The sequence below is a fragment of the Amycolatopsis silviterrae genome, from assembly GCF_042684085.1.
GTDB lineage: Bacteria > Actinomycetota > Actinomycetes > Mycobacteriales > Pseudonocardiaceae > Amycolatopsis > Amycolatopsis silviterrae.
This window is the reverse complement of record NZ_JBHUKS010000016.1, coordinates 260847-285819: the sequence shown is the minus strand read 5'-3', so window position 1 is coordinate 285819 and position 24973 is coordinate 260847. Positions and strand designations below refer to the sequence as shown.

Here is a 24973-nt window from a genome sequence, read left to right as displayed (position 1 = left end):
ACCGCATCGCATTCGGCCCCGGAGAAAGGGAAGCGCCATGACCCATCCCGCTCTTGCCGCGATCGACCAGCGCGCGGACGAGATCGCCGCGCTCGGGCCGGAGAACGAGCGGCTCGGCAGGCTCGCCGACGAAGCGGCCAAGATGCTCCGGGAAACCGGCGCGATCAAAATGCTCCAGCCCGCCGATTACGGCGGCGCGGAAGCCCATCCGCGCGAATTCGCGGAAACGGTGATGCGGCTGGCGTCGCTCGACGGTTCGACGGGCTGGGTGGCCGGGATCGTCGGCGTGCATCCGTGGGAAATGGCGCTCTGCGACCGTCGGGTGCAAGAAGAGATCTGGGGCGCCGACAACGACACCTGGATCGCTTCGCCGTATGCGCCGATGGGCGTGCTGAAACCGGTCGACGGCGGGTATGTCTTCAATGGACGGTGGCAGTTCTCGTCCGGAACCGACCACTGCGACTGGATTTTCCTCGGCGGCTTTCTCGGCGACGCGGATGGCAATGTCGTGCAGCCGCCCCGGAACTACCACGTGATCCTTCCTCGCGCGGACTACGAAATCGTCGAAGACACCTGGGACGTCGTCGGCCTTCGCGGCACTGGCAGCAAGGACATCGTCGTCAAGGACGCGTTCATTCCGGAGTACCGCGCGGTCCCGTTCAGCCGGATGACCGACGGCAGCGCGTTGCGCGAATCCGGCCGCACCAATCCGACGTACGGTGTCCCGTTCACGACGATTTTCCCGCTCGGCATCACGTCCGCGGTGATCGGCATCGCGGAGGGCGCGCTGGCCGCGCATATGGCCTACCAGCGCACTCGCGTGCAAATCACCGGCACGCGGGTGAAAGACGACCCGTACGTGCTGTTCGCGATCAGCGCCGCCGCCGAGGAGATCAAAGCGTCGCGAATCGCCATGCTGGACAACGTTTCCCGGTTCTACGACAAGGCAGCGGCGGGTTCGCCGGCAACGCTGGCCGACCGCGCCGCATCACGCCGCACCCAGGTCGCCGCGGCGTGGCGAGCGGTGCGCGCGATGGACGAGGTGGTCGCCCGCAGCGGCGGCAACGGCCTGCGGATGGACAACCCGATCCAGCGCTTCTGGCGCGACGGGCACATGGGCCTGGCGCACGCGATCCACGTGCCCGGCTCGGTGTTCCACGCGTCCGCGCTGACCGACCTCGACGTCGAGCCGCCGCCCGGCCCGATGCTCTCTATGATCTGAATTCTCTTACCCCGCAAGGAGTTGCGCTATGACCGAGATCCGAGGGCTCGGATACCTCCGGGTGCGGAGCCGCGACCTGCCGCGCTGGCGGGAGCTGACCGTGGAGGCGCTCGGCTTCGCCGAAACGTCCGGCCCGGCCGCCGACGGCCTGTACCTGCGGATGGACGAACGCGAGGCGCGGCTGATCGTGCTGCCCGGGGAGGACGACCGGGTGCTCGCGGTCGGCTGGGAGGTGCGCGACCAGTTCGCGCTGGCCGCGGTCGGGCGCGCGGTGGAGGCGTCCGGAACCGCGGTGAAGGTGTTGTCGGAACAGCAATGCCGCGAACGCCGGGTCGATTCGGCGATCACCTTCGACGACCCGTCCGGCACCCCGGTCGAGGTGTTCTTCGGCCCGGTCCTCGACCACGACCCGGTGCGCACGAAGTGGACCCAGCGGTTCGTGACCGGCGCGCAGGGCATGGGCCACGTCGTGCTGCCGACGACGAACTTCGCCGAGGTCGAGACGTTCTACACCGAGGTGCTCGGCTTCCTCCCGCGCGGCGCGGTCTCGATGAGCGGCGCGGCCCCCGGCCAGAAGCCGCGCCGGGTGCGGTTCATGGGCGTCAACGAGCGCCACCACAGCCTCGCGATCTGCCCGGCCCCGCACGGCGAACCGCCGGGCCTGGTGCACCTGATGGTCGAGGTCGACTCCCTGGACGCGGTCGGCCGCGCACTGGACGAGGTCGGCAAGCGCGGGTTCTCGGTGTCGTCGACCCTGGGCCGGCATACGAACGACAAGATGGTGTCGTTCTACGTCCGGGCCCCGGGCGGGTGGGATCTGGAGTACGGGACCGAGGGGATGCTGGTGGACGAGCGGTTTTACACGGCGGAGGAGATTACCCGGGACAGTTACTGGGGGCATGACTGGTCTGGGGCGGAGCAACTGGCTGCGTTCAAGTCGCCTGAGTGAGGGGGTCGTGAGTGGCAATCCCGGTTAGAACCGTGATTGCCACTCACGACCCTCAGCGCCCCGCGAACCGATGCAGCGCGTCGAGCACAACTGGCGCGGGCGTGTCCGCATGCTCGGCATCGTGCAGCAGATGGTCCACTCCGGACAGCGGCACCCGGCCCGGTCCGCCGACGTGCGCGCGGCGCAGGGCGGTGGTCAGGGCATCCGTTGTGGCGCAAGGGACTTGGACGTCGTTCGTGCCGCACGTCAGCAGCACCCTGGTGCCCGGCCGCAGCGCCGCGGCGATGGCGGGCGGGTAGACGGCGTCGTCGCTGTCCACGAACCGGCCGTTCTGCCCTTGGAAGCCCTGGAAGAGCTGCGCGAGGGCAGGCGGAAGGCCAGTAGTGTCGACCGGCCGGTGTTCGCGCAACGCGGTGACGGCGGCGTCGATCGCCGCGTCGATGGTCCGCTGCTGTTCCGGGGTGAGCTGGCCCTGCCGGACCGCCTCGGCGACCTGGGCGTGCAGCTGCAGCGCGACCAGGTCCAGCAGGCGGAGGGCCTGGGGTTGCAGCAATGCCAAGCCAGCCGGGCGAGGACGGACGGTGCCGCCGAGCAGCAGCGCGGTCATCGCGCCTTCGCTGTGCCCGACGACGGACAGCGCGCGCGGAGCGGTCTCCGGCTGGTCGCGCAACGTCTCGTAGGCGGCTTTCGCCTGGCGGACGAATGCCGGGTAGTCGAGTGTTTCGGGATGGTCGCGGTAGGCGCCGAGCCCGGTGCGGCCGGTGCCGTACTTGTCGAACCGCAGCGTGGCGACCCGGTCGCGGCCGAGTGCGTCAGCCACCTGCACCAGCGTGTTCGGGGACAGGTGCGGCTGGTTGCCGTCGCGGTCGGTGGGGCCGCTGCCGGGCAGCAGGAGCGCGGCGCGCAGCCGTTGGCCGGCCCGGTGCGCGGGAACGTGCAGGGTGCCGTACGTCGGCGTCCCCTCGACGGTGAAGACGACTTCGCGGTCGGCGGCGGGCACGAGACCGGGCGTCGCCGCGACGGGAGCGGTCAGGGTCAGCACGGCTGCTGCGAGGTGGGAGAGCATCAGCGCAGGGCCTTCTCGACCAGTGCGACGGTCGCGCGCGGGTCGTCGACCTGGAGGACCAGGCGGGCGTAGCGCTCGTCGGCGAGTTCGAGCACGACGGCCTTCGCCGGATCCTTGACGTCCCAGAAGACTTTTTCGCCGTCGAGGTGGAACGTGCCCGCCGTGATCACGCCGGGCACGTGGGCGCCGGGCGCGCGGATCCCCTTGGGATCGGCGGCGATGCCGGGGTCCGCGGTCGCGCCGCGGACGTTGGCCAGCGGGATGGTCAGGCTGCTCTTGAAGGCCCACAGCTTGTCGAGACCTTCGATCACGACGAGGAGGTTGCCGCCGTCGATGGTAACCAGTGCCATGTCTGTTTTCCTTGTCAGTTAAGGGGATCGAGCCGGTGGGCCAATGCGGCACCCGCGTCTTCGGGGGTGCCGCGCAGGCGAAGGCCCAGTGCGGCGGCAGTGAGGGCGGCGGCCAGCGCGGTGGAGATGCCGAGCGCGTCGGCGATCGCCTGGTCGAGCGCGGCCAGTGCCTCGGCGACCTCGGCAGCCACCTCCTCGTCGGCCGGTGCCCGTTCGACCGCCGCGAGCAGCAGCAGACCGAGGTCGGCCGAAGCGACGAGCCGCAGCGCGGACGCGGCGTCCGTTGCCGTGGCGAGCGCTTCGGCCAAGGGACGGACGTCGTCGGCGAGGTGACGGCGCAGCGCGACCAGGTAGAGGCCGCGCTTGCTGCCGAACGTCTTGTACAAGCTGTTGCGGTGCACGCCGAGATGGGTGACGAGGTCGTCGACGGACACTCCGTCATACGCGCGACCGCCGAACAGCCCCACGGCGGCGCGCACCACCTCGTCCTCGTCGAACGCCCTTCGCCTGCCCATGCCCTGACGGTAGCCTTTTGAGGAACGATCAGTCAAGAACGATCGTTCCTCAAAAATCCCGGCTCACCGTCCGGCGCGGGCCACCAGATCGTCGACCGCCCGGGCGGCGAACGCCATCGCCGTGCCCAGCGGGATCCCCGGCCCCGGGTAGTAGCCCCCGGTCATCGACGCCGCCGCATTGCCGACCGCGTAAAGGCCTTCCACCGCCGAACCGTCCGCGCGCAGCACCCGCGCGTCCGGATCGGTGACCAGACCGCCCTTCGTCCCCAGATCCGACAGCACCAGCCGCGCGGCGCGGAACGGCGGGCGGTCCACCGGCGTCAGCACCGGATTCGCGAAATGCCGGGCGTATTCGTCCTCGCCGCGGCCGAAATCCGCGTCCTGCCCGGCTTCGGCGAAGGAGTTGAACCGGGCGACCGCGGCGGGCAGCTCCGGGGCTTCGATCAGTTTCGCCAGCTCCTCCAGCGTGTCCGCCTCCACCCAGGTGCCAGCCGCCAGGTGGTCGTCCGGCCGTCCGCCGGGCAGCGCGATGGCGGGCAGGCGGCCGTTTTCCCGGCTGTCGAACACGATGTGCGAGGGGACCCGCCGCGCCGGGTCGGCGGCCATCTCGCGGCCCATCTGGTCGTAGGGCAGCGATTCGTTCGCGTAACGCCGCCCGTCGCGGTCCACGACGATCCCGCCGCGGAAGCCGAGCGTGAACGACGCGCCGCCGTCCGGCATGGCGATTCCCGGGCACCACCAGCCCTCGTCCATCAGGTCGACGGCCGCGCCGAGGGCGATCGCCGCCTCCAAAACCTGGCCGCGATTCGTTTCCGCGGGGGCCATCGACCACTCGGCGGACCCGGGCACGCCGGACCGCGTCCGCAGCTCGGCGTTCCGTTCGAACCCGCCCGCGCCGACGAGAACGCCGTAAGTGGCTCCGATCCGCCGTGGCCCGACGCCGACGACTCGTCCGTCCTCGACCACCAGCTCGTCGACCGGCGTTCCGGTGAACACCGTGCCGTTGCCGGTCGCGTCAAAAGCCAGCAGCAGCCGCCCGATCAGCGCGCGGCCGCCGTCCAGCGGGGCGTCGCGGTGCCCGCGGCCGGCGCGGTCGCGGTCCACCGGCGGACGCACCAGCTCCGCGCGTTCGCCCAGCTCGGACAGCGGCAGGTCGACCGGCACGAAGGAGCGGCCGCCGGGCACCCGGCCCGGCCGGTCGAAGTAGTCCGGGAACGCCCGCCATTCGAACTCGAGCGCCGGATCCGCCTCCAGCGCCGCGACCAGCTCCGGCGCCTTCGCCAGGAACGCCTCCTGCCGCCCGGTCCGGTCCTCGCCGAGCAGCGCGCGCAGGTACTCGCGCGCGGCGGCGGTGGAATCCGCGACGCCAAACCGCTGCTGGACCTGCGTGCCGGGCAGCCAGCAGGCCGCGCCGGAGTACGCCGAGGTCCCGCCGAGCCGGTCCGCGCCCTCGACCACCGCGGTGCGCAGCCCGGCCCGGGCGGCGAGGTACGCCCCGGTCAGCGCGCCCGCGCCGGACCCGACCACCACCACGTCGAACTGGTCGTCGAAAGCCATGAGTCCTCCAAGTCGTCGCGACCCGGCGAGCCAACCTCATCCGCGGCGCGCCGGGCCGGGTTCATCCCACTCACCGGTAGCGGCGGCGCCCGGTGGGAGGATCGTGCGCGAGAATGGCCTGATCACGAGCGGAGGAGTCGCGGTGCCGAGAGTCGCCGAGAACCGGGCGCCGGCCACGCCGAGTTCGCCCGCACAGCAGGAGCGCTACCGGCGCATCCTGCGCGCGGCCGCGGACCACGGCGCCGAGCACGGTCTCGACCGGATCCAGATGCTCGACGTCGCCCGCGACGCCGGCGTCGCCATCGCGACGCTGTACCGGTACTTCCCGTCGAAGACGATCCTGTTCACCGCGCTGCTGCACAGCCAGGTCGAACAGCTGGACCGCAACAGCGTCCCGGTCGAGCCCGGGCAGGAACCGGCCGAGGCGGTCGCGCGCGTGCTGGTCGACGCGGCGCGCAAGCTGCTGGAACGGCCGCGGCTCGCGCAGGCGATGCTGCAGTCCAACAACGCGACGGTCGCGGGGGAGTCGCCGAACATGGCCGCGACGGTCGAGTTCGCCGATCTGATCCTGCGGGTCGCGGGGGTGGTTGAGGCCAGCGACCACGATCGCCGCTTGGTCCGGCTGATCGAGCAGACCTGGTACGGCGTGCTGACGTCGCAGCTGAACGGGCACATCACCACCGAGGAGGCGGAGGCGGACACGGTGCTGGCGTGCCGGTTGCTGCTGGCCGAACTGGGGCGTTGACCCGGTTTCTCCCGGTGACCGGGATGAGCCCGTCGCGCTGGGCGGAGTCCCCGTAGCGTCGCGGCCGATCCCGAACCCCACCTCAGGAGGCCGTCATGCCGCGCACCGTCGTCGTAACCGGAGCGAGTTCGGGGATCGGTGCGGCGCTCAGCGGCCTTCTCGCCGAGCGCGGCTACGAAGTCCTCGGCGTCGACCTGGCGGGCAGCGACGTCGACGCGGACCTCTCGACCCCGCAGGGCCGGATCGCCGCCGCCGAGGAGGTCGGCAAGCGCACCGGGCACGTCGACGCGGTGATCACCTGCGCCGGGACGTCGAACCCCGGCGAAGCGATGGTGACCGTGAACTACTTCGGCAGCACCGAATTCATCGAAGCGCTGCAGCCGCTGCTCGCGAAATCCGAAGCCCCGCGCGTCGTGCTGGTCGGCTCGATCTCCGGCACCCAGCCGAACGACCCGGCGGTGGTCGAGGCCTGCCTGCGCGGCGACGAGCAAGCCGCGCTGACCGCCGCCCGCGAGGCGATCGCGGGCAACCGGGCGCTCCAGCTGTACCCGTCGTCGAAGTCCGCGATCGCGCAATGGGCGCGCCGGACGTCGGTTTCGGCAGGCTGGGCCGACGCCGGAATCGCGGTGAACGTGGTCGCGCCCGGCGTGGTCCTGACGCCGATGACCGACGAGCTTTTCGCTAACCCTCAGATGAAAGCCGTGATGGACAAGGCCGTCCCGATGCCCCTGCACGGCTACGCGGCCGCCGAAGACGTCGCGCGCGTGCTGGCCTACTTCGCCGACGCCGCGACGACGCACATCACCGGCCAGGTCGTCTACGTCGACGGCGGTGCCGAGGCGACGCTCCGCCCGGCGGCGCACTACTGATGACGACTTACGCCGAAAACGTCCCGCTGTCGCCCGTCCCGAACGACGACGGCATCGACGCCGCCGTCGCGGCGGCCCGCCGAGTGGTCAACGCCCTCCTGCACGCTGGTGCGGACAGCGCCGCTCCGATGTCTGACATCGCCCGCGATCTCGACCGGATCGCCGACCAGCTCGAAGAACACGCGCCGGAGCGGCGGGAACGATTCGTCGGGATGTGGGCCGGGCGGCCGCGCCACGATCCGGTCACCGGACCCGAAAACGCGCTCGCCCCGCCGTTGCACCTGCACGGCCTGCCGGACGGATCGGTGACCGGAACGGTGACGCTCGGCCTGCCCTACCAGGGGCCGCCGGGCTGTGTGCACGGCGGGATTTCCGCGCTGCTGCTGGATCACGCGCTCGGAGTCGCCAACAGCTGGGGGCCGGGGCCGGACGGGATGACCGGCACGCTCAGCGTCCGCTACCACCGGACGACCCCGCTGTTCGAGGAGCTGACGATCCGCGCGCGGCAGGAATCCAGCGAGGGCCGCCGGATCCGCACGACCGGCGAAATTCTCGCTCACGGCGAGGTTTGCGTGTCCGCGGACGGAATTTTCGTGGCCAAGCATGTGGCGCGACCGGTTGCGGACGAAGGAGGCCGATGAACACGCTCGCGGGCCGGGTGGCCCTGGTGACCGGTGCCGGACAAGGCGTCGGGCAAGGAATCGCGCTGGCGCTGGCGGGGGAGGGCGCGTCCGTCGCAGTCCTCGGACGTACGCGCGGCAAACTGGACGAGACCTGCCGGCTCCTGCGCGAACGAGGCACCACCGCGGAGCCGTTCGAGTGCGATGTCTCGGATACCGCGTCGATTCCCGGCGTGGTCAACGAGGTAGTTTCGCGGTTCGGCCGACTGGACATTCTGGTCAACAATGCGTACTCCGGTGCCTTCGGACCGTTGCTGGAAATGAGCGACGAGGAGTTCACGCGCGGTTTCTCGACCGGTCCGTTCGCCGCGTTCGCCTTCATGAAAGCCGCCCACCCGCACCTGAAGGCGACCGGTGACGGTTCGATCGTCAACCTGGTCACCTCGGCGATGGTGCGCTGGGATCCCACCACCTACGGTGCTTACGCCGCAGCAAAACAAGCCTTGCGCTCGCTGTCGCGCACCGCCGCCGTGGAATGGGCGCGCGACGGGATCCGGGTCAACGCGATCGCGCCGCACGCGTTGTCGCCCGGGCTGAAATGGTGGACCGAACACAATCCCGAAGAGGCCGCCGAATTCGTCTCGACCATTCCGATGGGCCGGATCGGGGAATGCGAGGAGGACATCGGCCGCGCCGTCGTCGCGCTGGTCGGCTCCGATCTGCGCTATCTGACCGGAGCCACCGTGCCGCTCGACGGCGGCCAAGCCTTCTTCGGCTGAGCCCTTCTGAGGAGACCTCGCTGTGCTTTCTGCCCTCGACACCGCCGCCGCCATCCGCCGCGGCGACCTGTCCGCCCGGGAGGCTGCCGAAGCGGCGATCGCCCGCATCGAAGACGCGAACCCGCGGCTCAACGCCGTGATCGGCCGCCGTTTCGAGGCCGCCCTAGCCGAAATCGACGCCGGACTGCCCGACGGCCCGCTCACCGGAGTCCCGTTCCTGATCAAGGACCTCGGCACGGAAATCGCCGGACTCCCCGCCACCCAGGGCAGCCGCTTGTTCGCCACCGCAGTTTCCACTGTGGACAGCGAACTGATCCACCGCTACAAACGCGCCGGCCTGGTCCTCCTCGGCACCACCAACACTCCCGAATTCGGCCTTAACGCGAGCACCGAACCACAACTGCACGGCCCCACCCGAAACCCGCACGACCTGTCCCGCTCACCCGGCGGCTCCAGCGGCGGTTCCGCGGCCGCCGTCGCCGCCGGCCTGGTCCCCGCCGCCCACGCGACCGACGGCGGCGGCTCGATCCGCATCCCGTCCGCGATGTGCGGCCTGGTCGGCCTGAAACCCAGCCGCGGCCGCACCACCGGCTCGCCCGACTCCGGCACCCTCGCCGCCCCGGTGTCCGTCGCCCACGCGGTCACCACGACTGTCCGGGACAGCGCCGCCCTGCTGGACGCGATCGCCGGACCGCTCCCGGGCGAAGCCTTCGCCGCCCCGACGCCGTCCGGCACCTTCCTCGACGCGACCCGCCGCGCCCCCGGCCGCCTCCGCATCGGCGTGGCCACCGAGGCCCGGACCGGCGTCGACCCGCATCCCGCCTGCGTGGCCGCCGTGCAGCAGACCGCGAAACTGTGCGAGGAACTCGGCCATCACGTCGAGGAAACCGTGGCCCCGTTCGATTTCCCGGACGTCCGCACGACCGGCGGGGTGCTCATGGGCGCGGACCTGGTGGTGATCGTGGAGGACCGGTTGGCCGCGCTGGGCCGCGAACTCGAGCCGGGCGATGTCGAGCCGTTCACTGAGCTGCTGCTCGACCATTATCGCGGCCTCAGCGCCAACCAGCTCCACCGCGCCCTGCGGCGGGCGCAGGAGATCGGGTGGGAAGTCGGCACGGTCTTTGCTTCTTATGATGTGCTGCTCACCCCGACGCTGCCGCTGCCGACCCCGCCGCTGGGCCTGCTGGACACGACCGACCCGGCGTCGATCTACGAGCACGCTGGGGCGTATTCGGCGTGGACGAGCGTGTTCAACGTGACGGGGATGCCGGCGATCTCGCTGCCGTTGGGGCGGGATGACGACGGACTGCCGGTGGGGGTGCACTTCGCGGCGGATCTGGGGCGGGAGGGGCTGCTGTTGTCGTTGGCGGCGCAGCTGGAGGAGGCGGCTCCCTGGCCGGTTCCTCAGTAGCGGGAGAAGGACGAACCGCTGCTCGGGAGGTGGGTCATGATCACGATGATCCCGATCGAGGTCAGGATCGCCCACATCACGACTATCGTGGCGATAGTCAACGTGTGCCGCCGGATAGCCGCGAGCTGCCCCAGGATCTCCAGGTTGATCCTGTTCGCGTAGTCCGTCGGCCCGTCTGTCTCGGATGCTTCCTTGAGTCGCTCGGCGACGGCGGCAGGGCCGGTGAAGGCGTCGGCGTGATAGCGAGGACGAGGCTTGGGGTCCGGCACGGGTGTTTCTCCTCCGGGAGTACGAAAGGGACGAACAGGAGTCGCCGGTCCAGCTCGTGGCGTTACCGCGGTGGAGAGCTTCCCGCGGTCAGGTTGCCCCGCAGGTCTCCCGGTCACCGAGATCGCCGGAGTGGTCCAGCCCCTCCGTTTCCTACCGTGACAACGTGACTCCCACGACCACCACGACCACCACCCCGCCCGATCCGCTCGCTCCCGCCAAGCTCGGGCCGGTGCAGTTGCGCAATCGCGTCGTCAAGGCGGCGACCTACGAGGGGCTCAGCCATCAGGGCCGGGTTACCCAGGATCTGGTCGATTTCCACGTCGGCTACGCGAAGGGCGGCGTCGGGATGACGACGGTCGCCTATTGCGCGGTCGCCAAGGAAGGCCGCACCGACCGGCATCAGATTTACTGGGCCGACGAAGCCCTGCCCGGGCTGCGTGTGCTCACCGACGCGGTGCACGCCGAGGGCGCGGCGATCTCGGCGCAGATCGGGCACGGCGGGCCGGTCGCGAATCCGAAGGGCAACGGGCTGCCCGCGCTCGCGCCGAGCCGGTACTTCCACAAGACGACGCTCAGTTTCGCCCAGGAAATCGACCACGCCGGCATCGAACGCGTCAAACGCGCGCACGCGGACGCGGCCGTGCGCGCCATCGAGTGCGGGTTCGACGCGATCGAGGTCCACTTAGGACATAATTATCTGATCAGCTCGTTCTTGAGTCCCAAGCTAAACCACCGCACCGACAAATACGGTGGCTCGCTGGAAAACCGCGCCCGGCTCGCGCGCGACACGATGCGTGCGGTGCGGGACGCGGTCGGCGACCGGATCGCGGTGATCGTGAAGATGAACATGGACGACGGCGCGCCTGGCGGTTTCTGGCTCGACGAGGCGATCCCGGTGACGCAATGGCTCGAAGCCGACGGCACCTGCGACGCACTCGAGATGACTGCTGGATCGTCGCTGCTGAACCCGATGTACCTGTTCAAGGGCGACGCACCGGTGCGCGAGTTCGCGGCGGTCATGCCGCAGCCGCTGAGGCTGGGCGTGCAGGCGGTCGGGAAGCGGTTCATCCGCGAATACCCTTACCGGGACGCGTTTCTGCTCGAAGACGCCCGGCAGATCCGCGCCGCGGTGAAGCTGCCGATGGTGCTGCTCGGCGGGATCACCGACCGGGCGTCGATGGACCTGGCGATGCGGGAGGGGTTCCAGTACGTCGCGATGGGCCGGGCGCTGCTGCGCGAGCCGGATCTGGTGAACCGGATCGCGGCGGAGCCGGGGACGCCGTCGTTGTGCATCCACTGCAACAAGTGCATGCCGACGAACTTCACCGGGACGCGGTGCGTGCTGGTGGACCGGACTACGACCCGGAGCGCGGACTGGGGGCAGCCTGCGGGGTACGTGGGGTCGTGAGTGGCAATCCCGGTTCTAACCGGCATAAACACTCACGACCCCTCCCACTGCAGGTCGGACATGTCCAACACGAAGCGGTAGCGAACGTCGTTGCGCGCCAGGCGGTCTAGGGCTTCGTTGACGCGTGCGGACGGCAGGAGTTCGATGTCAGCGGCGACGTCGTGCTGGGCGCAGAACTCCAGCAGGGCGGCGGTCGCGGGACGGCCGCCGCTGCCCGCGGAGCTGAGTTTCTTCCGTCCGATCAGCAGATCAGTGGCCTGGACGGTGACCGTGCCGAGATGTCCGACCTGGCTGAGGGTTCCGTCGAGGGCGACGAGCTTGAGGTAGGGCGAGACGTCGTGCGGGACGGCGATGGTGTCGATGACGACGTCGAACCGGTCCCGGGCCGCGGTCATCTGGCGTTCGTCCGTGGAGACGATCAGGTCGTGGCCGCCCAGCCGGCGGACGTCGTCGGCTTTGTCGGCCGACCGGCTGATGACGGTGGTGTCGGCCCCGAGCGCGACGGCGAGTTTGACCGCGAGATGTCCGAGGCCGCCCAGTCCGGCCACGGCGACCCGGGTGCCGGGCCCCACGCCGAGGGCGCGCAACGGTTCCCAGACCGTGATCCCGGCGCACAGCAGGGGAGCGGCGGCAGCGGGGTCGAGTCCGGCGGGGAGCGGGTAGGCGAACACGTCGCGGACGACGTACTCGCGGGAGAAGGCGCCCAGCGTGGTGGTTCCGTCGCGGCGGTCGGTGCCGCCGTAGGTCAGGGTGGGGAACTCGTGGCAGAAGTTTTCCTGTCCTACCTCGCACATCGCGCACCCGCCGCACGAGTCGACGATGTTGCCGACCGCGACCTGGTCCCCGACGGCGAACCGGGTGACCTCCTGTCCGATGTCGGTCACCACACCGGTGAACTCGTGGCCCGGTACCAGCGGCGCTTCGCCGGGGTGGGCGCGGACGGCGTGGAGATCGGTATGGCAGACGCCGCAGTAGTCCACGCGAACGGCGAGGTCGTCGGCCCGCAGGTCCCGCCGGCGCAGGGAGGTCCGCCGCAACGCGGCCCCGGCGTGGTCGGCTTGCCAGCCCAGAGTGGTCCGCATGCTCGCTCCTCAACAAACAGACTGTTCGGTCTATTGCGACGGTAGCGGGACCTGGCCGATTCGGCAAACAGACTGGTCTGTTGTTATCGTGCCCGGCATGGCCGACAAGCCGCTGACCTCGCGCGGCGCCGCCACCCGGCAGCGCATCCTGGACGTGGCGACCCAGGAGTTCGCCGAGCACGGGATCGCCGGGGCGCGCGTCGAACGCATCGTGGCCGCCGCCCGCACCAACAAGGCGCAGCTCTACGGCTACTTCGGCAACAAGGAAGGGCTGTTCGACGCCATTTTCTCCGCCTCGCTGGAGCGGATCATGACCGTCGTGCCGATCGACGCCGCCGACCTCGCCGGCTGGGCGGTCCGCCTCTACGACGAGTATCTCCGTCGCCCTGACCTCATCCGGCTGGCCACCTGGGCGCGGCTGGAGCGACAGCCGACCGGGCACCTCGTCGGCGACAGCGATCGCCTCGACGAGGGCAAACTGCGGGCCATCGCCGACGCACAGGCCGAGGGTGTCGTCCGGTCTGGAGATCCGTTCGACCTGATGGCGATGGTCATCGCGATGTCGATGGCCTGGTCTCCGGTCAGCAACGTCTACGCCGCCAGTGACCAGGAGCCTCCGGAACTGCACGAGCAGCGCCGGGCACTGCTGCGCGACAGCGTGCAGCGGGTGATCGCGCCGGGCTCGTGAGTGGCAATGCCGGTTCTAACCGGGATAAACACTCACGACTCAGGTCTCCCGGGGAAAGTTCGTAAACCCCTTCCGGTTCGTCCGCAGGTACCACCCCGACGCCGCCAACGTCCCGCCGTCCACCGGGATGGTGTGGCCGGTGACGTACGAAGCCGCGTCGGTGGTCAGGAATTCGATCACCTTCGCGTACTCGTCCACGTGCCCGAACCGGCCCAGCGGCACCCAGGTCTCGATCGCTGACGGGTCGTTGTCGCGCAGCATCGCCGCGGCGGGCGTCTGCTGGCTGTCGGCCAGGTCCGGCGCGATCGCGTTCACCCGGACGCCATGTCGGCCGACCTCGACGGCCAGGCTCTTCGTGAAGGCGGAAACCCCGGCGTTGTAAGCGGAATACACCGCATGTCCGGGAATGCCGCGGAAGGCTTCCACCGTCGAGTTGTTCACGATGACGCCCGCGCCGTGCGAGATCATGTGCGGCAGCACCCGGTGGGTGACCTTGAAGACGTGCAGCAGGTTCAGTTCGTGCAGCCGCGCCCACTGTTCCGGTGTGCTGTGCAGGAAATCCCGGGAAGCGGGACGGAAATCGCCGACGTTGTTGACCAGGACGTCGATCCGGCCGTCGCCCAAGCGCAGGGCGGCAGCGGTGACGGCCTCGGCCACCTCGTCCACCACGATGTCGCCGATGACCGTTTCGCACACCCCGCCCGCCGCCTCGATTGCGGCCTGAGCGTCAGCAGCGGCGGCGGAATCGAGGTCGTTCAGCACCACCGCGTCCCCGCGTGCGGCCAGGCGGCGGCTGGTCGCCCCGCCGATCCCCAGTGCGCCTCCGGTGACGATGCTGACTCGGCGGATTGCTTCCTGTGGCATGGAAAACCTCCTCGTCCTCAACCTAGCATTTGTTTGGTAAGCTGAGCGCTCCCGGCGAGAAGGAGCAGCATGCCTGTCAGCTTCGACCTGTCCGATCGCGTCGTCCTCGTCACCGGCGGAGCGCGCGGCGTCGGCGACGGCATCGTGGCGACGTTTCTCGAAGCGGGGGCCGAGGTCGAGATCTGCGGGCGCACCGAGCCGGAGAAGCTCCGCGAGGTGGACGGCCGGACGGCGCGGTTCACGCAGGTCGACGTGCGGGAGCCGGAGCAGGTCCAGGCCTGGCTGGCGGCGGTCGGCGAGCGGCACGGGCGGCTCGACGTCGTGGTCAACAACGCCGGCGGCGCGCCGTTCGCGCAGTTCGCCGAGGCCTCGCCGCGGTTTCATCGCAAAATCAACGATCTCAACTTCCTGGCCGCGGCGTACGTGCTGCATTCGGCGTATCCGCTTCTCAGTGAGACACCGGGAGCCTCGGCGGTGAACGTCACGTCGATTTCGGCGCGGCGGGCTAGTCCGGGCACTGCGGTGTATGGCGCGGCCAAGGCGGCGCTGGAGAGTCTTACCACCAGCTTGGCGGTCGAGTGGGCGCCGCGGGTGCGGGTCAACGCGGTCAGCTGCGGGTTGGTCGAGACGCCCGGTTCTGAGGACCACTACGGCGATCCGGCGCAACGTGACGCGGTCGCCCGGACTATCCCGCGTGGACAGTTCGCGTCGCCGGCCGAGGTCGGACAAGCGTGTCTGCTGCTCGCGTCGCCGCTCGCGAGCCATGTCAGCGGAGCAGTGCTCAATGTGGACGGAGGCGGCGAGTGGCCGGCTTTCCTCCAGCACACCCCCAACGCCTGAGGAGGGCCCAGCTGTGCCTGAAGCCGTGATCGTCTCCGCCGCCCGTTCGCCGATCGGGCGGGCGTACAAGGGATCGCTCAAGGACCTGCGGCCGGACGACCTCGCCGCGCAGATGGTCGAAGCCGCGCTGGCGGCGGTTCCGGAGGTCGACCGGATCGACGACCTGATGCTCGGCTGCGCGCAACCGGCCGGGGAGCAGGCGTACAACCTCGGCCGGATGGTCGCGCTGCGGCTCGGTCTCGACGCGGTGCCTGGCACGACGGTGCACCGGTATTGCGCGTCTTCGCTGCAGACCACGCGGATGGCGATGCACGCCATTCGCGCGGGCGAGGGCGACGTGTTCGTGTCGGCGGGCGTGGAGTGTGTTTCCCGGTTCTCCCAGGGCAAAGCCGACGGGATGCCGGACACGAAGAACCCGCTGTATGCCGACGCCATGGCGGTGACGGAGAAACGCGCCGGTGGCGGTCTGCAGTGGACAGACCCGCGGAAAGACGGTGCGCTGCCGGACGTCTACATCGCGATGGGCGAGACCGCGGAGAATGTCGCTGACCATTGTGGAGTGTCCCGGGCGGACCAGGACGCGTTCGCGGTGCGCAGCCAAAACCGCGCGGAAAAGGCGGGAGCGTTCTGGCAGAAGGACATCACGCCGGTGACGCTTCCGGACGGCACCGTGGTGTCCACAGACGACGGTCCGCGAGCGGGAGTGACGCTGGAGAAGGTGTCGCAGCTGAAGCCGGTGTTCCGTCCAGATGGGACAGTCACGGCGGCGAACTGCTGTCCGCTCAACGACGGGGCGGCCGCGCTGGTCGTGATGAGCGACGTCCGGGCGCGGGAGCTGGGGATCCAGCCGCTGGCGCGGATCGTCGCCACCGGGGTGTCCGCGTTGAGCCCGGAGATCATGGGGCTCGGGCCGGTCGAGGCGAGTCAGCAGGCGCTGGGCCGGGCGGGACTGTCCGTTGAGGACATTGATCTGGTGGAGATGAACGAGGCCTTCGCCGCGCAGGTGCTGCCGTGCGTGGATCAGCTGGGACTGGAGATCGACCGGGTCAACGTGCACGGCGGGGCGATCGCGCTGGGGCATCCGTTCGGCTCGACGGGAGCGCGGATGGCGACGACGTTGCTGCACGGCCTTCAGGAGAGGGACGCGACGTTCGGGCTGGAGACGATGTGCGCGGCGGGCGGGCAGGGGATGGCGATGGTGCTGGAGCGCCTGGCCTAGAAGCTCGTGAGTGGCAATCCCGGTTAGAACCGGGATTGCCACTCACGAGGCTCAGCCCAGCTCCCGCTTCACGATCTTCCCGCTGGCATTGCGCGGCAGTTCGGCGATAGCCACGAACTCGCGCGGCACCTTGAAGTTCGCCAGCCGCTCCCGGCAGTACTCGCGCAGCGCGGCCGGATCCAGCTCGATCCCCGCCCACAGCGTCACGTAAGCGCGGCCCACCGAGCCCATCCGCTCGTCGTCCACGCCGATCACCGCGGCCTCCACGACGTCCGGGTGCGTGCTCAGCACGTTCTCCACCTCGGCCGGGTACACGTTGAACCCGCCGACGGTGAACATGTCCTTGAGCCGCCCGGTGATCTTGACGCAGCCGTGCTCGTCCAGCCGCCCGACGTCGCCGGTGTGCAGCCAGCCGCCGTCGTCGATCGCCGCCGCGGTCGCGTCCGGGTCGTCGAAATAGCCGAGCATCACGAACTCGCCCCGGATGAGGATTTCGCCGTCGGCGCCGACCGGCACGTCCTTGCCCTCCCCGTCGACCGCCCGGATCTCCAGCCCGGGCACCGCCGGACCGGTCGTGTGCGCGACGTGCTGAGGGTCTTCGTTCGGCCGCGACTGGGTGGCCACCACGCATTCAGTCAGCCCGTACGCCTGCGCGACCTGCTCGAAGCCGAGGATTTCCAGCATGTCCGAGAACAGGTTTTCCGGCACCGACGCCGCGCCGGCGATCGCGAAGCGCAGCGACGACAGGTCGAACTCGCCGCGCCGCGGGTGGTTGATCAGCGTGGTGAAAATGGTCGGCGCGCCCGGCAGGACCGAGATCCCGGCCCGCTGGACCAGCTCCATCAGCGCGACCGGGTCGAAGGTCAGCACCGGGTAGATCGTCGTGCCCGCGGTGATCGCCGCGACCACCCCGGCTTTGTAGCCGAACGAGTGAAAGAACGGGTTGACGATCGCGTACTTGTCGGCGGGGGTGAGCGAAGCGCCCTTCGCCCACACGTCCGCGACACCGATCGTCTGGGCGTGCGTGCTCATCACGCCCTTGGGGACGCCGGTGGTGCCCGAGGTGTACAGAATGTCCGCCACCGTGGAAGGCGTCACCACGGATTCGTCGACAGCGGGCACCGACTCCGCTCCGGCGAGGAATTCGTTCCACGGCAACGCGACACCGTCGGATCCGAGGTCGATCACGGTGTGCAGCTGCGGAAGCCCGGGCACCGCACCCGAACCGCCGGAACCCGAACGGGCGGCGGCCTCGGTCAGCATCCCGAGGTAGTCGTTGCCGAGGAATCCGTTGCACAGCACCAGTACCGAAGCGCCGGACCGCTCCAGCACCACCCGGGCCTCCTCGCCGCGGTACCGGGTGTTGATCGGCACGAGCGCCGCGCCGAGACACTGCGCGCCCAGGAACGCGAGAATGAACTCGACCCGGTTCGGCGACCACACCGCGACCCGGTCGCCGGAGCGGACGCCGGCCGCGGCCAGCGCGCGGGAAACGGTGCGTACCCGCTCCCGCAATTCCGTCCAGGACAGCTGTGTCGTACCGTCGACCACAGCCGGAGCGTCGCCGTGGCGGCGGGCGGCTTCGTCGAGCAGGGCGGGCATCGTGCGAGGTGTCGACACGCGGGTCTCCTCACTGAACAAGTGCTTGTTCGGTAGCATAGGGGAAAGCAGCGGGCAGGAAGGGATCCATGCGATGACTCCGCGAACCGGCCGGGCCCCGGCCAAAAACGGCGGCACCCGGCGCGGAGAGCTGCTGGGCATCGCCGCCCAGCTGTTCGCGACCAGGGGCTACTCCCAGACCACCGTCCGCGACATCGCCGACGAGGCGGGCATCCTTTCGGGGAGCCTGTACCACCATTTCGCGTCCAAAGAAGACATGCTCCGCGAGATCCTCAAGGAGTTCATGGACGACCTGCTGGCCGCGTTCACCGAGATCGCCGGGAAGGACGGCACGCCGCGCGAGCAGTTCGACGCGCTGGTGTACACCGCCTTCGCGACCATTCACGAGCGGCCGTTCGCGGTGGCGCTCTACCAGAACGAATCGGCCGTCGTCGGGAGCCTCGCCGATTTCGAATTCGTCGGGAAAGCATCGCTGAAGATCGAAAAACTGTGGCTCGGCGTGCTGCAGGCGGGCCGCGAGACCGCCGAGTTCCGCGCCGACCTCGAGACGAGCCTGGTGTACCGGTTCATCCGGGACACCGTCTGGTCGTCGGTCCGCTGGTACAACCCGCGCGGCAAGCTCCGCCACGACGTCGTGGCGGAGCAGTACCTCTCGATGCTGTACGGCGGTTTGCTCGCCGGCTGAGCGGTTCAGGACCGGGACACCTTGACCTCCCGGTCCCGGGCGCCCTTCGGATCGAGCACGGTGCGGATCAGCTCCAATTCGTGCTCGTCCGGCTCCCGGGAGACCCCGGCGTCGCTGAAGTCCAGCTCGAAACCGGTATTCGAGCGCACCTCGTCCTCGGTCACGCCCGGGTGCAGCGAACGCACCTTGAGCCGGCCGTCGGCGTCGTAGTCGAGCACCGCCAGATCGGTCACCACCACGCCGAGGTGGTGGAACCGCAGCGCCGTCGAGGGATGCGCGCGGGCCCGGTCGTTGCCGACGCCGGACACGATGTCCACCCGGTCCACGAAGACCCGGCTCGAATGCCGGCTCACCCAGTAGTCGGTGCGGTGGTTGACCGTGTTGCCCGGTGCCCCGCGCATGCCGATGAGCTGGCGTTTCGGCTTCCGCCAGTCGCCGATGAGCGAGATGTTCTGGTTGCCGAACCGGTCGATCTGGCTCGCGCCCATCATCGAATGCCGACGCCCGGTGTTGAGGATGTCGAAGATCCGGCCGAACGGGGCCCACGCCTCGACGGTGCCGCCGGCCGCGGCCGTCTTGCCCAGTGGCGGCGGGTCGGCCATGAAGTGGCATTCGCCGTCGGACAGCACCAGTTCGGGGGAGTGGGTGAGCCGGGCCAGCCGCGCGCTGATCGCCGGCACCGTGCCGACCGCGTGGGCCAGCACCTCGCCGGAGCCGCGCCACGCGTCGGAGCACGCGGCGATGCAGACCTCGGCGCGGGTCGCGGTGGCATTCATGCGGACTCCTTTTCGGTCGCGCGGTGGAAGGCGCGCACTGCTTCGTGGTAGCTGGCCTCGTCGCCGGTCAGGAAGGTTTCGCGGAAGCGCTGCCACGATTCCTCGTCCTGCGCGGACTGCGCGTAATGCCGCTGGAACGCCTCGTCGCGGCCGTAATCCGGGTCGCACGAGGTGAAGTGCGCGCCGTTCGGGGCCTCGATCACGCCGTTCACGAACATCCGGCTGATCAGCAGCGACGTCGACCGCTCGGTGGCGGTGAGGTCCTCGGTGTCCACGATCTTCTCGACGCTCAGCAGCGTTTTGTCCGACGCCATCGCGAACAGGTCGTCGAAGTACGGGTCCGGGCCGAGGAACTGGCCGTTGCCGAGGGTGTCGCTGCGGTTCAGGTGCAGCAGCGAGACGTCCGGGCGCACCGCCGGGACCGCGATGTAGACGTCGTCGTCATAGGGCGACGCGACGGTCTTCAGCTCCGGGTTCATCAGCAGCACATCGCTTTCCAGCCCGGACCGCGTCGGCAGGAAGGACAGCCGGTTCGCGCCCGCGCGGAGCGAGGCGACGAACATGCCCTCGTCGTACTCGGTCGTCTCGACCCGGCCGCCCTCGCGCGCGGCGCGGAAATGCGGGTCGAGCGGGATCGTGTCGAGCGTGACGAACCCGTAGATCACCCGGCGCACCTTGCCCGCCGCGCACAGCAGCCCGACCTCGGGCCCGCCGAAGGTGACCAGCGTGAGGTCTTCGACGTCGCTGCGCAGCAGTTCGCGCACCATCGCCATCGGCTTGCGCCGCGACCCCCAGCCGCCGATCCCGACGGTCATCCCGGACCGGACGTACTCGGTGACGCCGTCCAGGGTCATGGACTTGCCGCCCATTCGTTCCTCCATATTCGTCTTGCTCAGCCGGGCAGTTGCACCAGTTCGACGCGGACCCGGTCCGGATCGAGCATGTAGACCGCGCGGCAGCCCGCCATCGGATGGCTGGTGACGATCGGCTCCGAGATCGCGACAACCCCACGGCCGCGCAGCCGCTCAAGCGTCGCGTCCAGGTCGGTTACGGTGATCGCGACGTGCGCGGCGCCCGCCTGACCGTGGTCCGGGTCGAGGCGCGTCGGCGACCCGTTTTCGTACTGCAGCAGTTCGACCACCGTGTCCCCGTCGTCCGCCGAAACGAAGCTCTGGCGCACGATCACGCCGGGATATCCGGTGACTTCGTCGATCCGCGGGCCGCTGCGTTCAAAGGGACCTTCGACGTTGCCGCCCAGCAGATCGCGGTAGAAGTCCGTCGACGCGGCGAGGTCGTGCACGGTGATTCCGACGTGGTGGATCATAGCCGCGCCCGGTGTTCGCGAGCGTCGCCGAAGAGGTGCGCCAGCGCGTGCGCTCGTTTGAAGTACAGCTGTGCGTCGTGCTCCCAGGTGATCGCGATTCCGCCGTGCAGCTGGACGGTTTCGGCCGCGACGGTGGTGAAAGCCTCGCTGCACCACGATTTCGCGTACGCCGCCTGCTGGACGAGATCGTCGCCGTTGCCGGCCGCGAACCCGGCCGCCCACGAGATCGAGCGGGCGGTTTCGACCTGCACCAGCATGTCCGCGACCCGGTGCTTCAACGCCTGGAACGAACCGAGCGGACGGCCGAACTGCTCGCGTTCCTTGAGATGCGCGACGGTCCGGTCCAAACAGGACTGAGCGCCGCCGACTTGCAGTGCGGTGCAAGCGATTGCGGCGATCGCGTGCAGCCGGGGGAGGGCTTCGGCGAAGTCGGCGGCAAGCAGGGTCGCCGGGGTGTCGCGGAATTCGACCTTGGCGAACCTGAGCGTCTGGTCGACCGCTGGGGTCGCCTCGGCGGTGGCGTCGGCTTGGAACAGCGCGGGGCGGCCGTCGGCCATCGCGACCACCAGCAGGTGCGCCGCCTGCGCGCCGTCCAGCACCAGCGTCGCGGTGCCGTTCAGCTTTCCGCCGGAGGCGACCACATCCGAACCGTCGGTGCGATGCCGTCCGGTACGATCCGCCCAGGCCAGCGCGACGACCTCGCCCGCCGCGATCCCGGGAAGCAGCTCCGGCGCGTCCGCGGCCAGCAATGCCTGCGCGGCAAGCACTCCGGACCCCAACAGCGGCGACGGCGTCAGGCTCGCGCCCAGCTCCTCCAGCACGACATGCGTTTCGAACAGGCTGAACCCGGCCCCGCCGTACTCCTCGGGAATGGCCAGCGCCGCGACGCCGATCTGCTCGCACAACGCGGACCACAGCTCGGTGTCGTACCCGGCCGGCGAATCGATCGCCGCCCGCAGATCGGTTTTCGCAGCCCGTCGCGTGACCAGGCCGCGGACGGCAGCGGCGAGTTCCCGCTGCTCGTCGGTCAACGCGAAGTGCATCAGCGACCCCTCATCAGGCTCTCCAGCACCCGCGCGCGGTGCACGGCCGGCGTGCCCCAGCACCCCACGAGCGCCCGGACACGCAATAGCCACAGGCTCAGGTCGCATTCGAGCGTGTACCCGATCGCGCCGTGCAGCTGCAGTCCGGTGCGCGCGGCGAGCTGGGCCGCGTCCGAGGCGGCGACCTTCGCGGCCGAGATCGCGCGGGCGCTGGGCTCGCGAGCGGCGCCCAGCAGCAGCGGACGGGCGAAGTCGAGAGCCACGCGGACGTCGGCGGCGGCGTGCTTGAGCGCTTGGTACTCGCCGATCACGCGGCCGAACTGGCGTCGTTGGCCGAGGTAGGCGACAGTGTCGGCCAGCATCCGCTCGCCGCAGCCCAGCAACTCCGCCGCGCAGGCGAGGCTGGCGAGGTCGAGCACCTCTGCGCGCCTTTCCGGCGTGAGCGGCTGAACCTCGGCACCGGTGGTCACCTCGAACAGGTGCCGAGAAGGATCGACCGACTCCAGCGGCCGACCGATTTCCGCGCGGGACAAGGAATCGCCGACCACGAAGACGTCCGTCGCGACATCCGCGTCCAGCGCGTACGGAGTGTCCGGCGGGCTCGCGAAGGTCACCACAGCGTCCCCGGAGGCTAGCCCGGACAGCAGCGCAGCGTCGGTGAGCAGTGCGGGAGCGGCGGCGATGGACTCGATCACCGGACCCGGCACGCCGTGGTACCCGAGACGCTCGAAGGCCACGATCAGGTCGACCGGGGTCCCGCCGACGCCGCCGTGTTCCTCCGGCACGCCCAGCGCGGTGACGCCCAGCTCGGCCAGCTGCTTCCACAGCAGCAGCCCGGATTCCGGCCGCTTGGCCGCCCAGGACCGGGTGACGCCGGGGACGTCGGCCGAGCCCAGCAGGGCGTCCAGCGCTTCGGCGAACGCGCGCTGTTCGGCGGACAGCCGGAACTTCATGCTTGTGCCTTCCTGCGTTCGCCGCGGGGGAGGCCGAGCAGCCGTTCCGCGACGATGTTGCGCTGGATTTCGTTGGTGCCGGCGTAGATCGGGCCGCCGAGGGCGAACAGGTAGTCCTCGCTCCAGCGTCCGCGCAGCTCCTGCTCCGGGCCGAGCAGGTCCAGCGCGGTTTCCTGGATGCCGAGGTCGAGGCCGGTCCAGAAGAGCTTGTTGACGCTGCCCGCCGCGCCGACGTCGCCGCCGTGCTGCACGTGGTCGACGGTGTCCCAGGTGTAGAGCCGGTAAGCCTCGGCCTTGATCCACGCGTCGGCCACGCGGTCGCGCAGGTGCGGGGCTTGGGCGCCGCGTTCGGCCCAGAGGTCCAGCAGCCGGTCCGCCGCGGCGAGGAACCGGCCCGGCGAACGCAGCGACAGGCCGCGTTCGTTGCCCGCCGTGCTCATCGCGACCCGCCAGCCGTCGCCTACCCCGCCGAGCACGTCCTGGTCCGGCACGAAGACGTCGTCGAAGAAGATCTCGGCGAACCCGCAGTCGCCGTCGAGCTGGGCGATCGGCCGGACGGTGACGCCGGCGGAGTCGAGCGGGAACAGGAAGTAGGTGAGGCCGCGGTGCCGTTCGGCTTCGGGATCGGAGCGGAACAGGCCGAAACCCCAGTCCGCGAACGGGGCGCGGGAACTCCAGATCTTCTGTCCGTTGAGGACCCAGCCGCCGCGTTCGTCGTCGCGCACGGCGGTGCTGCGGATCCCGGCGAGGTCGCTGCCCGCCTCGGGCTCGGACCAGGCCTGCGCCCAGATCCGGGTGCCGTTCGCGGTCAACGGCAGGTGGCGCTGGCGCTGGTCGTCGGTGCCGTGCTCGAAGATGATCGGGGCCAGCAGCGAGATGCCGTTCTGCGCGATCCGGGTCGGCGCGCCGCTGAGGTAGTACTCCTCCTCGAACAGCACCCACTCGGTCAGCGTCGCGTCGCGGCCGCCGTACTCGGCGGGCCAGGTGACCACCGACCAGCGGCCCTCGGCGAGCTTCGCCTCCCACTCGCGGTGCGCGCGGGCCCCGTCCTCGGTGTCCATCGACGGCAGCGGACCGGGGCTGTTCTCCTTCAGCCAGGCCCGGGCCTCCGCGCGGAACTCCTCTTCCGCGGCGGTGAATTCCGGGCTCATGACTCTCCCGCGGCTTTCTTGTTGGCCTTCGCCATCGAACGCGCGTCGAGGCCGGCGAGCGAATCGGTGTCCAGCTCGGCGTTGTGCGCGTGCGCGGCGTGGTGCAGGCCGAACACCGAGTCCATCCCGGACCGCATGCCCATCAGGTCTTCGGCTTGGTTGACGGCCTTCTTCGTGAGCGCGAGGCCCAGCTGCGGCATCTGCGCGATCCGCTCGGCGATGGCGAACGTCGCCTCTTCAAGTTCCGCGCGCGGTACGACGTGGTTGACCATGCCGAGCGCCTGCGCGCGGTCCGCGCCGAACCGGTCCCCGGTGTAGAGGAACTCCTTCGCCGCGCGCGGGTTCATCACCCACGGATGCGCGAAGTACTCGACGCCCGGGATGCCCATCCGCACCACCGGGTCGGAGAAGAACGCGTCGTCGGAGGCCACGATGAAGTCGCACGACCAAGCAAGCATCAGGCCGCCCGCGATGCACGCGCCCTGCACCATCGCGATCACCGGCTTCGGGATCTCCCGCCAGCGGCGGCACATGCCGAGGTAGACCTCCGACTCGCGGGCGAACCGCGAATCGACGCCCGCCCGGTCGGTGTGGTCCCACCAGATGACCGCTTTGCGCTCGAAGCTCTGGTCGACGTCGCGGCCGGGGGTGCCGATGTCGTGCCCGGCGCAGAAGTGCTTGCCGTTGCCCGCCAGCACGATCGCCTTGACGTCCGGGTCGTCCACCGCCTTGGTGAAGGCGGCGTCCAGCGCGTAGGTCATCTTCGAGTTCTGGGCGTTGCGGTACTGCGGCCGGTTCAGCGTGACGACCGCGACCGGACCGCGCACCTCGTACGTCACGACCTGTTCGTCAGTGCTTTCTTCGGTTCCGCTCAACGCGCATCACTCCTTCTCGGTTCGGCGGCGATGCTACCAAACAAGTGCTTGGTTTGGTAGCGTGGCGGGACCGGGCACCGGCGAACCAGGAG

Annotated in this window: 27 protein-coding genes; 12 read left to right on the top strand and 15 right to left on the bottom strand. The window is 70.0% G+C overall.

Features of this window, described 5'->3' with window-relative positions:
- The first annotated feature begins 37 nt into the window (after nt 1-37).
- Nucleotides 38-1222: an acyl-CoA dehydrogenase family protein gene (locus ACFSVL_RS24110; protein ID WP_378307792.1), complete on the top strand. Its 1185-nt coding sequence runs from the start codon at nt 38-40 to the stop codon at nt 1220-1222.
- A gap of 28 nt (nt 1223-1250) precedes the next feature.
- Nucleotides 1251-2171: a VOC family protein gene (locus tag ACFSVL_RS24105; protein WP_378307791.1), complete on the top strand. Its 921-nt coding sequence runs from the start codon at nt 1251-1253 to the stop codon at nt 2169-2171.
- 52 nt (nt 2172-2223) lie between these two features.
- Here ACFSVL_RS24105 and ACFSVL_RS24100 read toward each other — a convergent pair whose 3' ends face one another.
- The 4 genes from ACFSVL_RS24100 to ACFSVL_RS24085 all read right to left on the bottom strand — a co-directional run bounded on the left by ACFSVL_RS24100 (nt 2224) and on the right by ACFSVL_RS24085 (nt 5659).
- Nucleotides 2224-3237: an alpha/beta hydrolase gene (locus tag ACFSVL_RS24100; RefSeq protein WP_378307790.1), complete on the bottom strand. Its 1014-nt coding sequence runs from the start codon at nt 3235-3237 to the stop codon at nt 2224-2226.
- A complete protein-coding gene (locus ACFSVL_RS24095; protein ID WP_378307789.1) occupies nt 3237-3587 on the bottom strand; it encodes a hypothetical protein in 351 nt (116 codons plus the stop codon). The genes ACFSVL_RS24100 and ACFSVL_RS24095 overlap by 1 nt, the downstream gene beginning before the upstream one ends.
- Nucleotides 3588-3601: 14 nt before the next feature.
- Nucleotides 3602-4102 carry a TetR/AcrR family transcriptional regulator gene (locus ACFSVL_RS24090; protein WP_378307788.1) on the bottom strand — a complete coding sequence of 167 codons (501 nt, stop codon included), beginning with the start codon at nt 4100-4102 and terminating at the stop codon, nt 3602-3604.
- Between the two features lie 63 nt (nt 4103-4165).
- Nucleotides 4166-5659 carry an FAD-dependent oxidoreductase gene (locus tag ACFSVL_RS24085; protein ID WP_378307787.1) on the bottom strand — a complete coding sequence of 498 codons (1494 nt, stop codon included), beginning with the start codon at nt 5657-5659 and terminating at the stop codon, nt 4166-4168.
- Nucleotides 5660-5801: 142 nt separating this feature from the next.
- Here ACFSVL_RS24085 and ACFSVL_RS24080 point away from each other — a divergent pair, with 142 nt between their 5' ends.
- From ACFSVL_RS24080 to ACFSVL_RS24060, 5 genes are all read left to right on the top strand, one after another.
- Nucleotides 5802-6404, top strand: a complete 603-nt coding sequence (locus ACFSVL_RS24080) for a TetR/AcrR family transcriptional regulator (protein WP_378307786.1) — start codon at nt 5802-5804, stop codon at nt 6402-6404.
- 95 nt (nt 6405-6499) lie between these two features.
- Nucleotides 6500-7273: an SDR family oxidoreductase gene (locus ACFSVL_RS24075; protein ID WP_378307785.1), complete on the top strand. Its 774-nt coding sequence runs from the start codon at nt 6500-6502 to the stop codon at nt 7271-7273.
- Nucleotides 7273-7914, top strand: a complete 642-nt coding sequence (locus tag ACFSVL_RS24070) for a PaaI family thioesterase (RefSeq protein WP_378307784.1) — start codon at nt 7273-7275, stop codon at nt 7912-7914. Before ACFSVL_RS24075 ends, ACFSVL_RS24070 begins: the two co-directional genes overlap by 1 nt.
- Nucleotides 7911-8672: an SDR family NAD(P)-dependent oxidoreductase gene (locus tag ACFSVL_RS24065; protein ID WP_378307783.1), complete on the top strand. Its 762-nt coding sequence runs from the start codon at nt 7911-7913 to the stop codon at nt 8670-8672. The genes ACFSVL_RS24070 and ACFSVL_RS24065 overlap by 4 nt, the downstream gene beginning before the upstream one ends.
- A gap of 22 nt (nt 8673-8694) precedes the next feature.
- Nucleotides 8695-10083 carry an amidase gene (locus ACFSVL_RS24060; RefSeq protein ID WP_378307782.1) on the top strand — a complete coding sequence of 463 codons (1389 nt, stop codon included), beginning with the start codon at nt 8695-8697 and terminating at the stop codon, nt 10081-10083.
- Here ACFSVL_RS24060 and ACFSVL_RS24055 read toward each other — a convergent pair.
- On the bottom strand, nt 10077-10352 hold the full coding sequence (locus ACFSVL_RS24055; RefSeq protein ID WP_378307781.1) for a hypothetical protein: 276 nt from the start codon (nt 10350-10352) through the stop codon (nt 10077-10079). The two genes, ACFSVL_RS24060 and ACFSVL_RS24055, sit on opposite strands and share 7 nt — an antisense overlap.
- Before the next feature lie 164 nt (nt 10353-10516).
- On the opposite strand from ACFSVL_RS24055, the gene ACFSVL_RS24050 reads away from it, so the two are divergent.
- A complete protein-coding gene (locus ACFSVL_RS24050; RefSeq protein ID WP_378307780.1) occupies nt 10517-11761 on the top strand; it encodes an NADH:flavin oxidoreductase in 1245 nt (414 codons plus the stop codon).
- 32 nt (nt 11762-11793) lie between these two features.
- On the opposite strand, the gene ACFSVL_RS24045 is transcribed toward ACFSVL_RS24050, so the two are convergent.
- Entirely contained in the window at nt 11794-12843 is a 1050-nt protein-coding gene (locus ACFSVL_RS24045) for an NAD(P)-dependent alcohol dehydrogenase (RefSeq protein ID WP_378307779.1), read from the bottom strand.
- 97 nt (nt 12844-12940) lie between these two features.
- Between ACFSVL_RS24045 and ACFSVL_RS24040 the strand changes: the two genes are divergently transcribed.
- A complete protein-coding gene (locus ACFSVL_RS24040; protein ID WP_378307778.1) occupies nt 12941-13531 on the top strand; it encodes a TetR family transcriptional regulator in 591 nt (196 codons plus the stop codon).
- A 39-nt stretch (nt 13532-13570) separates the two neighbouring features.
- Here the strand turns inward: ACFSVL_RS24040 and ACFSVL_RS24035 are convergent, their stop codons facing one another.
- Nucleotides 13571-14395 (bottom strand): SDR family NAD(P)-dependent oxidoreductase, encoded by an 825-nt coding sequence (locus tag ACFSVL_RS24035; protein WP_378307777.1) that lies wholly within the window; start codon nt 14393-14395, stop codon nt 13571-13573.
- A gap of 69 nt (nt 14396-14464) precedes the next feature.
- Between ACFSVL_RS24035 and ACFSVL_RS24030 the strand changes: the two genes are divergently transcribed.
- Nucleotides 14465-15235 (top strand): SDR family oxidoreductase, encoded by a 771-nt coding sequence (locus tag ACFSVL_RS24030; RefSeq protein WP_378307775.1) that lies wholly within the window; start codon nt 14465-14467, stop codon nt 15233-15235.
- Between the two features lie 13 nt (nt 15236-15248).
- On the top strand, nt 15249-16454 hold the full coding sequence (locus tag ACFSVL_RS24025; RefSeq protein ID WP_378307773.1) for an acetyl-CoA C-acetyltransferase: 1206 nt from the start codon (nt 15249-15251) through the stop codon (nt 16452-16454).
- Nucleotides 16455-16505: 51 nt separating this feature from the next.
- On the opposite strand, the gene ACFSVL_RS24020 is transcribed toward ACFSVL_RS24025, so the two are convergent.
- Entirely contained in the window at nt 16506-18074 is a 1569-nt protein-coding gene (locus ACFSVL_RS24020) for an AMP-binding protein (protein WP_378307771.1), read from the bottom strand.
- Nucleotides 18075-18147: 73 nt separating this feature from the next.
- Here ACFSVL_RS24020 and ACFSVL_RS24015 point away from each other — a divergent pair, with 73 nt between their 5' ends.
- Nucleotides 18148-18759, top strand: a complete 612-nt coding sequence (locus tag ACFSVL_RS24015; protein WP_378307769.1) for a TetR/AcrR family transcriptional regulator — start codon at nt 18148-18150, stop codon at nt 18757-18759.
- Nucleotides 18760-18764: 5 nt separating this feature from the next.
- Here the strand turns inward: ACFSVL_RS24015 and ACFSVL_RS24010 are convergent, their stop codons facing one another.
- Genes ACFSVL_RS24010 through ACFSVL_RS23980 form a run of 7 tightly spaced genes read right to left on the bottom strand, consistent with a single transcriptional unit; the run spans nt 18765 to nt 24881 of the window.
- Entirely contained in the window at nt 18765-19535 is a 771-nt protein-coding gene (locus ACFSVL_RS24010) for a CoA-transferase subunit beta (RefSeq protein ID WP_378307767.1), read from the bottom strand.
- Nucleotides 19532-20404 carry a CoA transferase subunit A gene (locus tag ACFSVL_RS24005; RefSeq protein ID WP_378307765.1) on the bottom strand — a complete coding sequence of 291 codons (873 nt, stop codon included), beginning with the start codon at nt 20402-20404 and terminating at the stop codon, nt 19532-19534. The genes ACFSVL_RS24010 and ACFSVL_RS24005 overlap by 4 nt, the downstream gene beginning before the upstream one ends.
- Nucleotides 20405-20427: 23 nt before the next feature.
- Complete coding sequence (locus ACFSVL_RS24000; RefSeq protein ID WP_378307763.1) at nt 20428-20859, bottom strand: VOC family protein; 432 nt, start codon at nt 20857-20859, stop codon at nt 20428-20430.
- Entirely contained in the window at nt 20856-21902 is a 1047-nt protein-coding gene (locus ACFSVL_RS23995; RefSeq protein ID WP_378307761.1) for an acyl-CoA dehydrogenase family protein, read from the bottom strand. Before ACFSVL_RS23995 ends, ACFSVL_RS24000 begins: the two co-directional genes overlap by 4 nt.
- On the bottom strand, nt 21902-22855 hold the full coding sequence (locus tag ACFSVL_RS23990; RefSeq protein ID WP_378307759.1) for an acyl-CoA dehydrogenase family protein: 954 nt from the start codon (nt 22853-22855) through the stop codon (nt 21902-21904). Before ACFSVL_RS23990 ends, ACFSVL_RS23995 begins: the two co-directional genes overlap by 1 nt.
- A complete protein-coding gene (locus ACFSVL_RS23985; protein ID WP_378307757.1) occupies nt 22852-24006 on the bottom strand; it encodes an acyl-CoA dehydrogenase family protein in 1155 nt (384 codons plus the stop codon). The genes ACFSVL_RS23990 and ACFSVL_RS23985 overlap by 4 nt, the downstream gene beginning before the upstream one ends.
- Nucleotides 24003-24881, bottom strand: a complete 879-nt coding sequence (locus ACFSVL_RS23980) for an enoyl-CoA hydratase (protein ID WP_116202405.1) — start codon at nt 24879-24881, stop codon at nt 24003-24005. Before ACFSVL_RS23980 ends, ACFSVL_RS23985 begins: the two co-directional genes overlap by 4 nt.
- Nucleotides 24882-24973 lie beyond the last annotated feature (92 nt).